Genomic DNA, 13,800 nt, shown 5'->3' with positions numbered 1-13,800 from the left:
CCCTTATTGAAGTTGTCGTGGTCAGTGCGTGGATCGCGCGGCCAGCTCGGCGGCGCTGCCGCCTTTGCCGTCCGGGTAGAACTTCAGCGCCCAGTTGCGGAGCGCGGTGAATCCTTCGAGTTCCGAGGTGGCCAGGGCGGGCGGATCGGAATAGCGCTGGTGCGACCAGATATGGATGTCCTGGCGGAACTGCCGGATGACTTCGGCGCCGAACTCCTCGGCCCTGACCCGAGCCCGATCAAGGTCACGCACCTCACCTTTGGGTCGTCCGATGTACACCATGAAACGGATGTCGGAGGTGCGGTCGTCGACAGGGGTGATGGCCGAGATCGTGCGATTGTCGATCATCCCCCAGCTCTTGGTCACCGCGATGCCGAGGCCGCCGTTGATTGCCTCCACCCCGCTGTTGACATCCTCGATCCGCTGGCCGTCGTCACCTTCGAACGTGATCGTGAAATCGACATAGGACACCGGTTCGTCAAAGTCGTGCCGGGTGAAGACCGGATTGATGGGCGTCCCGTGCACATACTTGAAATGGGCGGAATCTACGCCGTTTTCGAGCACATACTGCGGGTGCATCTCACGGCTCTGCTCGAACAATCGCTGCTGCGGGTAGTAATCCGCCTCGCTGCTTCCGTCACCGAAACTGGCGAAAACGTCGGGCGCATCGAAGAACGGATCACGGTTATCGATGTCATGCCAGATATAGATCGAGGCGTTGCGCTCGGTAACCGGGTAGGTCTTGATACGACGCCCGCGATTGGGCCGGCTCTCGTAGGGAATGCAGACGTTGCGCCCCTCCTGATTCCACTGCCAACCGTGAAAAGGGCACTGCAACACCTCGCCTCGTACGGTGCCACCGAACCCGAGGTGCGCGCCAAGGTGCTCGCAGTAGGCGTCCATCACGGTGACCTGACCAGACTCCGAACGCCAGGCGACCAGCTCCTGACCGAAGTACTTCATGGGGTGCACGTCACCGACGCCGACCTCGTCGGACCAGGCGACCTGGAACCAGCCGGTCGGTCTCATCGAAAGCGGCGGCTTAGCCATGAACGGAAGCATAGAACAATCAATGAAAATTACATAGTAGCTTCAATCAAAATCTGTCCAGCGGGATATCCTTCGAACATGACCGAGACGACGGAGGCGTCGACGCCGGCGCGGCGCCCGAATCGGCGCGGCCAGGCGACCCGCGACAACATGCTGGAGGCCGCATTGAAGTCGCTGGCCTCGGGCGACCCGGGATCGGTGTCAGCCAACCGGATAGCCAAGGAAATCGGCGCGACCTGGGGTGCCGTGCAATACCAATTCGGCGACACCGACGGTTTCTGGGCCGCAGTGCTTCACCGCACGGCGGAACGCCGGGCCGACGTGTTCGCGTCCGTCAGCTCCGACGCCCAGTTGAGCAACCGCGTCGCAACCATCATCGACACCCTCTACGCGGGGCTGGACTCCCCCGATTCACGGGCCATCGAGAACTTGCGCGCCGCGCTCCCCCGCGATCACGCAGAACTGGAGCGGTTATACCCAAGGACTGCAGCCGAATTGCATTCCTGGGGTCAGTCGTGGCTGCAGATCTGCCGCACCGCTTTTGAGGACCTCGGCGCCGACCCTGAACGCGTCCGTGAGGTCGCGACCTTGATTCCCGGCGCGATGCGCGGCCTGGTCTCCGAACGGCAACTCGGCTCCTACGCAGACCTCGATGTTGCGCGTCGCGGGTTGACCAACGCGCTGGTTGCCTACCTGCAATCGAGCGACTGAACGGACGTCCTTCCACCACAGAGGCAGCGCTTCACTCAACCCCAGACAGATCCGGCCCCCGACCCTGGCGTGCGCCTACGGGCCCCTCGTCCGGGCGCTATGAGCTGGCCATTGCCTGACATGGCTATGAATCAAATATGCGATTGGCATGGCGATCATTATGTGTCGCCTATGAATATCTCGACACGCCTTCGATCCTGACTAGCATTGAATTTGAGATTACGCAGATAAATGCGTTTTAAATGCTGGAAGGAAATTGAGTTGTTGGGCGACGGTATTACCAAGAGCGTCGTGATTGCGTCTCTAGCGATCGCGTTGAGTCTGGGCTCGGCGGCACCGGCGCTCGCTGCGCCCGAGATGCAGAAATCGGCCCAGGCCACGATCAGCGACCTGGAAGCACAAGGACTTCGGCCGATCCTCAACAAGGTCGGCAACGCACCCATCGAGCAATGCACGGTCATCGCGGTGCGGGAGGGCACTGCTGTCAAGCACTCCTGGATACAGCGAGGCCCGACCGGGAACGTCGGCAATCTCGTTCGGTACAAGACTGCGTACGTTGATCTCATGTGTAACCGATGAATGATTCCCACGGAGTGGAAATACAGTTTGCAGGCAATAGTTGAATTGACGGTCATCGACTGTTTATGACCACCGCACATGGCGACGAAGAAGAACCTTTGGGTCAACTAGTCTCGGACGCGTGACCCGCCAACTGGCTTCGCGCTGGGTGCTAGCCCTGCTGGCGGTGTGCTTTGTTTGCCTCATCGCCGCGTTCATGACTGTGCCTGCCGTCGTCTCGCACGCTGTCTACGCCGGCGTCGGCGATCGTTCCAGTCTCCCTGTGGGCGTCGCAACCGGCCTCGATGACTTCTGGCGCAGCGGTAGGTCGTCTTTTCCAGCCGACTTGGGGCAAATCGTCGACTACTGGCGGATCTGGCATGCCGTAAAGATCGCCATCAGCGGCCTCGCGATGGTGGTGCTGATCATGCTCACAGTTGGACTATGGCGCCGCTACGCGATGACCACCGGCCAAACGAAAGTGCTCGCGTGGACTGCCGGGGTCCCGACCATCCTCGTGATCGCGGCCGGCGGGGTGCTGGCCGTCAACATCCAGTCCACCGCTGCACCTTCGATTGCCCTGATGCCCATGCTGGAGGAGGCTCCCGCACGCGGCGATCTCACGAGTACGCGCGATGAGATGAGGATCGGCCTCACCGATGACTCGAGTGCCGAGTCGCGCACTCCCGCATTGCATACGCTCATCGGCGACGTCGCGGTCTACCACTGGGCCTTGACTGGTACAGCTTTGTTGTTGGCTGTGGTTTCGTGCAGTGCGGCCGTCGCGAGTTGGCGCCGGCGACGGAGCGCAATCCACACCGGCACCAGGGCACGGGTGGCGTGCACGGCAATCGGCGGCATCATGTTCGTCGCCTCACTGCTGTACCTGACGCTGGCCTTCTACAGTTTGGTCTCGGCTCTGGATCCTGCCGGCGCCTTACTCGACTTGATCGGCTGATTGCCGCCCTCGCTCCACCTTTGGCCCCCGAAGGACGCACACTCACGACCCATCAGGACCTCGCAGAGGCGACAATCGGTTTACATCGTCCTTCGTCGTTGAAACCCGTTCAGACTGCGGCCAAATACGCCTACGCGTGCCGTGACGTCACTCCCCCGTCGACCACGATCTGAGTCCCCGTGATGAACGACGCCTTGGGCGACATGAGGAAAGCCACCGTCGCCCCGATCTCCTCGGGCTGCCCCAGCCGGCCCAACGGCGCCGCCGACACGAACGCCGTCTTCACCTCGGGAACAGCCAATGCGTCGGCCAGCATCGGCGTCTCGATGAAGCCCGGACACACGGCATTGACGCGAATTCCCAAGGGTCCCAACTGACCTGCCACCGACCGGGTCAGGCCCAGCAGCCCGGCCTTAGAGGCGCAGTACGCCGGGATGAATGGATTGCCAACCAGCCCTTCGATACTCGAGATCCCCACGATCGCCGGGGCAGCACCGGCCGCCAGCGCCTTCTCGAAATACGGCAGCAGCAGTTGGGACAGCAGCGCCTGCGCGCGCAGGTTCACGTCGACGACGGCGTCCCAGGATTCGATGGTGAACATCCCGACTGGTTCCGGCAGCACCCGACCGGCGGCGTGCACCAGTCCGTCGATACCGTCCATCGCCGCGGCAGCCTGCTCGACGGCGGCGGCCATGGAGTCGGTGTCAGTGACGTCGACGACGACGCCGTGCGCCCCGAGCGATTCCGCGACCGCCACTACCGACGGTGAAATGTCGAACAGCGACACCGCGCGACCGTCGGCGATCAGCGCCTTGGCCGACGCCAGGCCGATACCGGACGCACCACCGGTGACCACCACACCACTCATGTCAGACCTTTCAATACGCTCCGCACGGTAGCGGAATACCGATCGGCTCGGACATTACGCGATACCGGCCCACCCCAGCGTTTCAACGCCGGAATTCATAGCGACTCATGGTTGGCTCGAAGGGTCATGACGAAACGTATTGCGCTGCTGCTGACCTGCACGCTGCTCCTCGGCTCCACCGGATGCTCGCTGTTCGGCGGCCCCGAACCCGAGGATGCCTTCAACGCGTTTGCTGATGCGTTGCACCGCAAGGACTCCGGCGCCGCCGCCAAGGACACCACCGACGCCGGCGCGTCGGAACCGGCCATCAAGTCCATGTTCGACGGCATGGGCAAAAACGCCACCCTCGACGTCAAAGCGACGGCCGGCGACGGCGACAACAAGTCGACCGCCAAACTCGCCTACACCTGGTCCTTCGGTCCTGGCCGCGAATTCCGTTACGACACAACGGCTATCGCCACCAAGGTCGGCGAGGATTGGAAAATCCGCTGGGCCCCGGCGCTTCTGCATCCCAAGCTCCGGCAGGGCGGAACGTTCCAGTACAGCGAAGACAAAGCGCTGCTGACGCCCGTCGTCGACCGCAACGGCCAACCGCTGCTCAACTGGCAGACCGTCGGCGTCATCACCCTCAGCCGCGACCACCTGGACTCCGCCGCGGCACTGGCCCCGGTGGTTGCCCGGTTCGACGACACCATCACCGGCGAGTCGATCACCCATGAGTTCAACGGAAATCAGGACGACCGCGTCACCGTCGTCAAGCTTCGGGAAGCAGATCTCGCCCAGGTCGCCGACGAGCTCACCCAGATTCCCGGCGTCACCGTCACCAAGCAGGGCGCGCTGCTGACCGCCGACCCCAATCTGCACTCGCCGGCCATCAGTGGCCTGCCCGAGATCTGGCAGCAGGCCATCGACGCGACCGCCGGCTGGTCCGTGGATCTGGTCGACGACCAGGGACAGCCCACCGACGAGCTCACGAACAATGCGCCCGCGGACACCAAACCCGTCCGCACCACTCTGGACCCGCGCCTGCAGCTTCTCGCGCAGCACGCCGTGTCCACCGAGCCCCGCCCGACCGTGCTCGTCGCCATCGCCCCCAGTACCGGCGCGATCCTCGCGGCGGCCCAGAACGACGCGGCCAACGCGCAGGGGCCCATCGCCTTCACCGGCCTGTACCCGCCGGGGTCGACGTTCAAGACCGTCACCACCGCGGCCGCCCTCGAGAAGGGGCTCGCGAAGGCCGACTCCCCCGAGCCCTGCCCGGGCGCGGTGACGATCGAGAACCGCACCATCCCCAACGAGGACAAGTTCGACCTCGGCACCGTCCCGCTGGAGCAGGCGTTCGCGCATTCCTGCAACACCACCATGGGCGCTCTCGCCGACAAGCTGCCCGCCGACGCGCTGCCCAACACCGCCAAGAACCTCGGCATCGGCGTCGACTTCGTCGTCCCCGGCATCACCACGGTGACGGGCAAGGTGCCCAACGCCGACACCCCGGCGCAGCGCGTCGAGAACGGCATCGGCCAGGGCACCGTCACCGTCAGCCCGTTCGGGTTGGCCGTCGCCGAGGCCAGCCTCGCGCACGGATCGACCATCACGCCCACCCTGCTGCCGGGCCAGCAGACCACCGCCAGCACGCCGTCGACCCCGATCGACAAGCCGACCGCCGACGCGCTGCGGGCCATGATGCGCCTGACCGTCACCGAGGGCACCGCGACCGCGCTCAAGGACATCGACGGCCTCGGCGGCAAGACCGGGACCGCGGAATTCGGCGACAACACGCACTCGCACGGCTGGTTCGCGGGCATCGTCGGGGACCTCGCGTTCGCGACGCTGGTGGTCGGCGGGGATTCGTCGGCTCCCGCGGTGGCCGTCAGCGGGGATTTCCTGCGGCCCGCGCTGGCCGGGTAACGGCGTGCCAATTTCGCCAACGGGGTCGCCACTTGGGATTCTTGGCTGATGCGGGTTGACGGACGCGAGGTTGCGGTCTCGGGCAGCCTGCTGCAACCGATCACCCGCCGGACCAACGACATCCTGCGGTTGGTGGCCGCGACGGCGTTCCTCATCACCGTCGTCACCAGCTCGCTGATCACCCGTAACGACTGGGTGCGGCTGGAACGGTCCGTGTCGCGGATCGTCGGCGTGCTCACGCCGACCCAGTCGAATCTGGTCTACATCGCGTACGCCATCGCGATCCTGGCGCTGCCGTTCGTCATCCTGCTGAGCCTGCTGGTCACGCGGCAATGGAAGCTGCTCGGTCCCTACGCCGCCGCCGGCTTGCTCGCCGTGCTGGTCTTGTCCATCAACTCCAAAGGCATCGCGGCACCCAAGTGGCATTTCGACCTGTCCGACCGCCTCAACACCGTCTTCTCCCAATTCCTCGACGACCCCCGCTGGATCGCGCTGCTGGCCGCGGTGCTGACGGTGTCCGGCCCGTGGCAGCCTGCCCGGCTGCGCCGCTGGTGGTGGACGCTGTTGCTGGCGTTCGTCCCGATCCACCTCGTGGTCAGCGCGATCGTGCCGGCCCGGTCGCTCCTCGGTCTGGCCGTCGGATGGTTCGTCGGGGCGCTGGTGGTGCTGGTCAGCGGCACCCCGGCGCTGGAAGTTCCGCTGGCGGGCGGGGTCCAGGCGCTGGCCCGCCGCCAGTTCGAGGTGTCGGCGCTGACGGTCATCCGGCCGGCCGGGACCGGGCCGCTGGTGCTCAGCGCCGATTCGGCCGACGGCACGCGTGCCGTCGTCGAGCTGTACGGGCCGAACCAGCGCGTGGGCGGCGCCATGAGCCAGCTCTGGCGCAAGATCACGCTGCGCAACGACGAGACCGCTCCCCTGCAGACCTCGATGCGCCGCGCCGTCGAGCACCGGGCGCTCATGACCATCGCGGTCGGCGACCTCGACCTGGCGAACACCCGGACCATCGCGCTCGCGGCACTCGATCGCGGGTGGACGATGTTCGCGCACACCCCGGCAAGCGGCGTCCCGCTGACCAACGAAACCCCGGTCGCCGACGTGTGGCACGCCCTGGGCGCGCTGCACCACCACCAGATCTCGCACGGCGACCTGCGCGCCGCGGAGCTCACGGTCGACGACCGCACGGTCCTGTTCGGCGGCCTGGGCAACGCCGAATACGGCGCGTCCGACGTGCAGCTGCAATCCGACGTCGCGCAACTACTGGTGACGACGACGGCCATGTACGGCGCCGAGGAGGCCGTCGCGGCAGCCATCGAGGAGTTTGGCGAGGGCACCGTGCTGACCGCATCGCGCCGGCTGACCAAGTCGGCGATGCCGCTGCGACTGCGCGAGTCGCTGCCCGATTCGCGCGGCGTGATCGCCTCGGCCCGCGACCAGGTGAAGCACCAGACCGGCGCCGACCGCATCCAGACCGAGACCATCACCCGCTTCACCCGCAATCAGGTGATCCAGCTGGTCCTGCTCGTCGCGCTGGTGTACGTCGCCTACCCGTTCATCAGCACGGTGCCGACGTTCTTCTCCGAGCTGCGGACCGCCAACTGGTGGTGGGCGCTGCTCGGCCTCACGGTGTCGGCGCTGACGTACGTCGGGGCCGCGGCCGCGTTGTGGGCCAGTGCCTCCGAGTCGGTGAGCTTCAAGAACCTGACCATCATGCAGGTGGCCAACACCTTCGCCGCGACGACGACGCCCGCCGGCGTCGGCGGGCTGGCACTCAGCACGCGGTTCCTGCAGAAGGCCGGGCTCGGCGCCTTGCGCGCGACGGCCGCGGTGGCGCTGCAACAGTCGGTTCAGGTGCTCACGCACGTCGCGCTGCTGATCTTCTTCAGCGCGGCGGCCGGGGCGTCGGCTGACCTGTCGCACTTCGTCCCGTCATCGACGATCCTCTATCTGATCGGCGGCGCCGCACTCGGCGTGGTGGGCACGTTCTTTCTGGTGCCGCGGGCCCGGCACTGGCTCGGCACTGCGGTGCGGCCGCGGCTGACCGAGGTGTGGGCCGACCTGGTCAACCTGGCCCGCGAACCGCGGCGCCTCGGGCTGATCGTGTTGGGCTGTGCGGCAACGACTCTCGGCGCGGCGCTGGCGCTGTGGGCGAGCGTCGAGGCCTTCGGCGGGTCGACGTCGTTCGTGACGGTGTGCGTCGTGACGATGATCGGTGGGACGCTCGCTTCGGCCGCCCCGACCCCCGGCGGCGTGGGTGCCGTGGAGGCCGCGCTGATCGGTGGTCTGGCCGCGTTCGGCCTGCCCGCCGCCGTCGCGGTGCCGTCGGTACTGCTCTACCGGGTGCTGACGTGCTGGCTGCCGGTGTTCATCGGCTGGCCGGTCATGCGCTGGCTGACCGAGAAGGACATGATCTGAGATTCTGTGTCTGCTGCGGCGTGTCGCGGCCGGCGTGTCGGACTGTCCTGCGACACACGCGATCTGAAGGCGTCAACTTTCCTTGACTGGTCAGGGAAAGTCGACGCCTCCCGGCGAAAGGCGCGAAGGGAGACCGGCGCCGAAGTTGCGGACGCGGCTACCGGTCGCCCTCAGCCGTCGGCGACAGGCCGCCCCTACATCTTGGCGAGCATGCCGTTCATCGTGGTGATCTCGGCCTGCTGCGCGGTGACGATCGCCTGGGCCATGGCCTTGGCGTCGGCGTTGGTGCCGTTCTTCAGCTCGTCATTGGCCATGGTGATGGCGCCCTGGTGATGCTCGACCATCATCTGCAGCCACATCTTGTCGAACGCCGCGCCGGACAGGCCCGTCAGCTCGGTCATCTGCTGCGGGGTCATCAGGCCCGGCATCGAGTGGCTCATGGTGGCCGACGGCGCGGGCTTCCCGAAGCCGGCCAGCAGCGTCGTCATCTGCTCCATCTCGGGGGCCTGCGCCTTCTCGATGGCCGTGGCCAGGTCCTTGACCTGCTGGTTCTGCGAGCGGGTCGGGACCAGCTTGGCCATCTCGACGGCCTGGGCGTGGTGCGGGTACATCATCTGCAGGAACATGACGTCGGCGTCGTTGAAGTTAGCGGCCGGCGCGGGGCTCGACGTGCTGGAGCCCGACATTCCCGGCATGGAGTGCCCGGGCATGTCGTGGCCCGACATCGGCATCGACGAGGCGGTGGCGGGCACCGTCGAGGCCTGCTGGTTCGGCGGGCTACACGCCGCGAGTGCGATGGCAGCAGCGGTTCCAACTGCAACAGCGGTGGCGATAGATGCGATTTTGAACATGGTTGAACTCCTTGAGAATTGGATGGGTCGACGCGGGGCGCGGCCCATCAGATTCGGAGGAGCGACAGTTCTGCGAGGGTGAGCACCGTCCACGGCGGGGCTCTTTGCCTGCGCCGCAACGCCTGTCGAATGCGCGCCTGCACGTTCTGCTCGGGTGCGACGCCGAGCCAGTACAGCAAAGCCAGGCCCAGGATGGTCAGCAGTTCGGTCATGACGAAGACGCAGGCGTGAAAACCGTTGTGTCCGTTGCAGTCGCAGGCATCCGACATGGACGTTTGGGTCATCGGGGCACTCGCATGCTGATGCACAGCCGCCTGCGGATGATGCGACGGACCATGTGCCGACGTGACGATCAGCGAATGCATGCCGATGATGCCCGCGATCAGAACGAGCATGCCGACGACGCGAAATCGCGTGCTGCGATGCGTCACGTCGGCCTCCGGATTCGGGTAGCGGTCTGCAAATCATAGTACCCGAGGGGGGTATATCTGCGGGAATAAAACTGCGACCGGAGCCAGTGGGACGCCGTCCCACCCGCAGATGGCCGGTGTGCCGCGTCACATCACCCTTCCCGCAGTGGTGACTTTCATAATTGTCTGACTCGTCGGTTAGTTAGATTCGCTACTAGTGTCGACATATGGGTCGGGAAGCCTTGAGTCACAGCATTATTGGGGCAGCGGAATCGCTGGAACAATACGTTCAGCCGGACGGCAGGATCGTCATACCTGACGGCATCACGCTGACGTCGTTCCTGGAACGCAACCGCGCCGCGATGGGCGAGCAGCCGTCGTACCGGTTCATCGACTACGCGCAGAATCCCGACGGCGAGATCGTCGAACTCAGCTGGAACGGTCTGTGGGCTCAGGTCAACGCCGTCGCGGCCCGGCTCCAGCAGGTCACCGCGCCCCGCGACCGGGTGGCGATCCTCGCACCGCAGGGCGTCGACTACGTCGCGGCGTTCTTCGCGGCCGTGCACGCCGGAAACATCGCCGTCCCGCTGTTCGCGCCGGCCCTCGCCGGGCACACCGAGCGCCTGGCCGCGGTGCTGGCCGACGCCAAACCGGCGGCGGTGCTCACCACTACCGCTGCCGCCGAAGCGGTCCGCACGTTCATCAAGACGCTGCCCGCCGCCGAGCGCCCGCGGGTTATCGCCGTCGACGCGGTGCCGGGCACCCTCGCCGAGATGTACGTCGCCCCGGACTCCCGCACCGACGACGTGGCCTACCTGCAGTACACCTCGGGCTCGACGCGCACCCCGGCCGGCGTGGAGATCACCCACCGGAATGTGTGCACCAACGTCATTCAGATGATCCTGGCCGGCGGCCTGGACACCGACATCCGCAGCGTGAGCTGGCTGCCGCTGTACCACGACATGGGCTTGATCATGATCATGTTCCCCGCGCTGTGCGGCGGCCAGATCAGCCTGATGGACCCCATGGCGTTCGTCCGCCGGCCCTACCGGTGGATCCGACGGCTGGCCGACGAGGCTGCACACGGCCGGACGTTCGCCGCCGCACCCAATTTCGCGTTCGAGCTGTGTGCGCAGCGCGGCCTGCCGCCCGAGGGCGAGGCCCTGGATCTGACCAATGTGGTGACGCTGCTCAACGGCTCCGAGCCGGTGACGCTGCCGTCCATCGAGCAGTTCATGGAAGCGTTCAAGCCCTACGGGCTGCCCGAGACGGTTGTGAAGCCCTCGTACGGTATGGCCGAGGCCACGTTGTCGGTCGCCAGCATCGGCGCGGACGAAAAGCCGTGCGCCACATATCTGGACCGCGCGGAGCTAGCGGCGGGCCGGGCCGTCGTCGTCGGCAAGCACGCCGACGGTGCAGTGCCCCACGTCTCGTGCGGGCAGGCCATCCCCGATCAGTGGGTGACGATCGTGACTCCCGACGGCGACGAGGCCGCCGACGGCACGGTCGGTGAAATCTGGTTGCACGGCAACAACATCGGCCGGGGCTACTTCGGCCGGCCCGAGGAGTCCGAGCGGGTGTTCGGCAACAAGCTGCAGACCCGTCAGACCGTCAGCCACGCCGACGGCGCCGAGGACAACGCATTGTGGTTGGCCACAGGCGATCTGGGTGTTTACGTCGGCGGCGAGCTGTTCGTCACCGGCCGGATCAAGGATCTCGTCATCATCGACGGGCGCAACCACTACCCGCAGGACATCGAGGCGACGGTCAGCCGCGCCTCGTCGGCCGTGCGCTCCGGCTACGTGACAGCCTTTGCTGTACCTGGTGATTCGGGTGAACAACTGGTCGTGGTGGCCGAGCGCGCGGTGGGTGCGGGCCGCGCCGAACTGGGACCGGTGGCCGAGGCCGTGCGGGCCGCGGTGTCGCGTCAGCACCAGGTGCGCGTCGCCGAGGTGCGACTGGTTGCGGCCGGTCGCATCCCCCGTACGACGTCGGGAAAGCTGGCCCGCAGCGCCGCGCGGGCGGAGTTTCTGGCCGGTCAATTCGACTAGCGATCGGCACGCCGGGCGCTGTTGCGGCACTTTCGATTTGGGGCCGCAGCAGCCCACTGGGGCACGAGTCATGAGAGTTAACAGAACGTTATTTGTCGATCGCGCCAATTTGCGCCGCTGTGCTCGCCGCTCGTGTTGGATGACGGGGTAGCCCCTCAGTAGGGGCGATTCCTCTGTCCCCGATGGGAGCACCGAGATGACGGAGCAGCGGCCCGACATCGTCATTCTCATGACCGACGAAGAGCGCGCCATCCCGCCCTACGAATCCGACGACGTTCTCGACTGGCGTCACCGCACCCTCACGGGCCGGCGATGGTTCGACGAGAACGGCGTGCGCTTCACGCGGCACTACACCGGCTCGCTGGCGTGTGCACCCAGCCGGCCGACACTCTTCACGGGCCAGTACCCCGACCTCCACGGCGTCACCCAGACCGACGGTCTCGGCAAGCGGTACGACGACTCGCGGCTGCGGTGGCTGCGCCAGGGTGAGGTGCCGACGCTGGGCAACTGGCTGCGCGCCGCCGGGTACGACACGCGTTACGACGGCAAGTGGCACATCTCGCACGCCGACCTCGAGGACCCCAAGACCGGCAAGCCGCTCGCCACCAACGACGCCGACGGTGTCGTGGACCCCGTGGCCGTGCAGGCCTACCTCGACGCCGACCCGCTGGGGCCCTACGGCTTCTCCGGCTGGGTCGGGCCCGAGCCGCACGGAGCGGCCATGTCCAACAGCGGTTTTCGGCGGGACCCGTTGGTCGCCGATCGCGTCGTCGCCTGGCTCGAAGACCGCTACGCCAGGCGGCGCGCCGGCGACCCGGAAGCACTGCGCCCGTTCCTGCTCGTGGCGAGCTTCGTCAATCCCCATGACATCGTGCTGTTCCCGGGCTGGGTGCGCCGCAGCCCGCTGCTCGACTACCCCGTCCTCGAGCCGCCGCACGTGCCCGCGGCGCCGACCGCCATGGAGGATCTGAGCGACAAGCCGGCCGCGCAGGCCGCCTTCCGCGAGGCCTACTACTCCGGCTACGGCCCGGCAGCGGTAATCGAACGCACCTACCGGCGTAACGCCCAGCAGTACCGCGACCTCTACTACCGGCTGCACGCCGAGGTCGACGGCCCGCTGGACCGGGTGCGCCGCGCCGTCACCGAGAACGGATCCGAAAACGCCGTACTGGTACGGACTTCCGATCACGGCGACCTACTCGGCGCGCACGGCGGGCTGCACCAGAAGTGGTTCAACCTGTACGACGAGGCGACGCGCGTCCCGTTCGTCATCGCCCGGATCGGTACCGACGCGACGGCCCCACGCGAAGTCAATGCCCCCACCTCCCACGTCGACCTGGTGCCGACCCTGCTCGGCGCCGCCGGGGTCGACGTCGCCGCCGTTTCCGAAACACTGGCCATCTCGTTCACCGAGGTGCATCCACTGCCCGGCCGCGACCTCATGCCGGTGGTGAACGGCGCTGCGGCCGAACAGGATCGGCCGATCTACATCATGACGCGCGACAACATCCTCGAGGGCGACACCGGAGCGTCGGGCGCGGCGCAGGCCATCGGCGCCAACACGAATCCCCCTGCACTGCTGCGGATCAAGGTGCCCGCGAACGTCGCGGCCAACTTCGAGGGGCTGGTGTCGCGGGTCACCAATGCCGAGGCGGCCGGCGGCTCCGGGCATCTGTGGAAGCTGGTCCGCACGTTCGATGATCCGGCGACCTGGACCGAACCGGGAGTGCGCCATCTGGCGGCCAACAGCCGCGGTGGCGACACCTATCGCACCGATCCACTCGACGACCAGTGGGAGCTCTACGACCTGACCGCCGACCCGATCGAGGCGTCCAACCGCTGGGCTGATCCCAGCCTGCACGAGCTGCGCCGGCATCTGCGGACTCAGCTCAAGCTGGTCCGGACGGCGTCGGTGCCGGAGCGCAACGATCCGTGGCCGTATGTGAGCCGGCGCCCACCGGAGCCGGGCAGCGCCGTCCGCCGGTTGCTGTGCCGGCTCCGCGCGTAGGCAAACCTGCAGGTC

At 66.7% G+C, this 13,800-nt stretch carries 11 protein-coding genes; 7 read left to right on the top strand and 4 right to left on the bottom strand.

Annotation, left to right across the window (positions count from 1 at the left end; translation table 11 throughout):
• Window positions 1-21: 21 nt before the first annotated feature.
• A complete protein-coding gene (locus QRN63_RS05270) occupies window positions 22-1,050 on the bottom strand; it encodes an aromatic ring-hydroxylating dioxygenase subunit alpha (protein ID WP_285029813.1) in 1,029 nt (342 codons plus the stop codon).
• 78 nt (window positions 1,051-1,128) lie between these two features.
• Between QRN63_RS05270 and QRN63_RS05265 the strand changes: the two genes are divergently transcribed.
• The 3 genes from QRN63_RS05265 to QRN63_RS05255 all read left to right on the top strand — a co-directional run bounded on the left by QRN63_RS05265 (window position 1,129) and on the right by QRN63_RS05255 (window position 3,277).
• Entirely contained in the window at window positions 1,129-1,761 is a 633-nt protein-coding gene (locus QRN63_RS05265) for a TetR/AcrR family transcriptional regulator (RefSeq protein WP_285029811.1), read from the top strand.
• Window positions 1,762-2,022: 261 nt separating this feature from the next.
• Window positions 2,023-2,340, top strand: a complete 318-nt coding sequence (locus QRN63_RS05260; RefSeq protein WP_285029810.1) for a hypothetical protein — start codon at window positions 2,023-2,025, stop codon at window positions 2,338-2,340.
• Between the two features lie 121 nt (window positions 2,341-2,461).
• The gene (locus tag QRN63_RS05255) at window positions 2,462-3,277 is read left to right on the top strand and encodes a hypothetical protein (RefSeq protein WP_285029809.1); all 816 of its coding nucleotides are present in this window, start codon (window positions 2,462-2,464) and stop codon (window positions 3,275-3,277) included.
• A 130-nt stretch (window positions 3,278-3,407) separates the two neighbouring features.
• Here the strand turns inward: QRN63_RS05255 and QRN63_RS05250 are convergent, their stop codons facing one another.
• Window positions 3,408-4,145, bottom strand: coding sequence for an SDR family NAD(P)-dependent oxidoreductase (locus QRN63_RS05250; RefSeq protein WP_285029808.1), 738 nt, complete (start codon window positions 4,143-4,145; stop codon window positions 3,408-3,410).
• 126 nt (window positions 4,146-4,271) lie between these two features.
• Between QRN63_RS05250 and QRN63_RS05245 the strand changes: the two genes are divergently transcribed.
• Both QRN63_RS05245 and QRN63_RS05240 read left to right on the top strand, forming a co-directional pair.
• The gene (locus QRN63_RS05245; RefSeq protein WP_285029807.1) at window positions 4,272-6,053 is read left to right on the top strand and encodes a penicillin-binding transpeptidase domain-containing protein; all 1,782 of its coding nucleotides are present in this window, start codon (window positions 4,272-4,274) and stop codon (window positions 6,051-6,053) included.
• A 48-nt stretch (window positions 6,054-6,101) separates the two neighbouring features.
• Window positions 6,102-8,465, top strand: coding sequence for a lysylphosphatidylglycerol synthase transmembrane domain-containing protein (locus QRN63_RS05240; protein WP_285029806.1), 2,364 nt, complete (start codon window positions 6,102-6,104; stop codon window positions 8,463-8,465).
• A gap of 194 nt (window positions 8,466-8,659) precedes the next feature.
• On the opposite strand, the gene QRN63_RS05235 is transcribed toward QRN63_RS05240, so the two are convergent.
• Window positions 8,660-9,316: a DUF305 domain-containing protein gene (locus tag QRN63_RS05235; protein WP_410506131.1), complete on the bottom strand. Its 657-nt coding sequence runs from the start codon at window positions 9,314-9,316 to the stop codon at window positions 8,660-8,662.
• A 47-nt stretch (window positions 9,317-9,363) separates the two neighbouring features.
• Window positions 9,364-9,747 carry a DUF6153 family protein gene (locus QRN63_RS05230; protein ID WP_285029805.1) on the bottom strand — a complete coding sequence of 128 codons (384 nt, stop codon included), beginning with the start codon at window positions 9,745-9,747 and terminating at the stop codon, window positions 9,364-9,366.
• Window positions 9,748-9,953: 206 nt separating this feature from the next.
• On the opposite strand from QRN63_RS05230, the gene QRN63_RS05225 reads away from it, so the two are divergent.
• A complete protein-coding gene (locus tag QRN63_RS05225) occupies window positions 9,954-11,777 on the top strand; it encodes a fatty acyl-AMP ligase (protein WP_285029804.1) in 1,824 nt (607 codons plus the stop codon).
• A gap of 196 nt (window positions 11,778-11,973) precedes the next feature.
• Window positions 11,974-13,785: a sulfatase-like hydrolase/transferase gene (locus tag QRN63_RS05220; RefSeq protein ID WP_285029803.1), complete on the top strand. Its 1,812-nt coding sequence runs from the start codon at window positions 11,974-11,976 to the stop codon at window positions 13,783-13,785.
• The last annotated feature ends 15 nt before the right edge of the window (window positions 13,786-13,800 follow it).

Origin of the sequence: Mycolicibacterium sp. lyk4-40-TYG-92 (assembly GCF_030209435.1) — a bacterium.
In the GTDB taxonomy this organism is placed as follows: domain Bacteria; phylum Actinomycetota; class Actinomycetes; order Mycobacteriales; family Mycobacteriaceae; genus Mycobacterium.
Note: the sequence above shows the minus strand (reverse complement) of the source record. Positions and strands in the feature narration are given on the sequence as shown.

What these genes read in the sequence shown, in the direction of transcription:
- QRN63_RS05270 (WP_285029813.1), bottom strand. Translation starts at nt 1,050, where the DNA reads ATGGCTAAGCCGCCGCTTTCGATGAGACCGACCGGCTGGTTCCAGGTC.
- QRN63_RS05220 (WP_285029803.1), top strand. Translation starts at nt 11,974, where the DNA reads ATGACGGAGCAGCGGCCCGACATCGTCATTCTCATGACCGACGAAGAG.
- QRN63_RS05240 (WP_285029806.1), top strand. Translation starts at nt 6,102, where the DNA reads ATGCGGGTTGACGGACGCGAGGTTGCGGTCTCGGGCAGCCTGCTGCAA.
- QRN63_RS05250 (WP_285029808.1), bottom strand. Translation starts at nt 4,145, where the DNA reads ATGAGTGGTGTGGTGGTCACCGGTGGTGCGTCCGGTATCGGCCTGGCG.
- QRN63_RS05225 (WP_285029804.1), top strand. Translation starts at nt 9,954, where the DNA reads ATGGGTCGGGAAGCCTTGAGTCACAGCATTATTGGGGCAGCGGAATCG.
- QRN63_RS05235 (WP_410506131.1), bottom strand. Translation starts at nt 9,316, where the DNA reads ATGTTCAAAATCGCATCTATCGCCACCGCTGTTGCAGTTGGAACCGCT.
- QRN63_RS05265 (WP_285029811.1), top strand. Translation starts at nt 1,129, where the DNA reads ATGACCGAGACGACGGAGGCGTCGACGCCGGCGCGGCGCCCGAATCGG.
- QRN63_RS05245 (WP_285029807.1), top strand. Translation starts at nt 4,272, where the DNA reads ATGACGAAACGTATTGCGCTGCTGCTGACCTGCACGCTGCTCCTCGGC.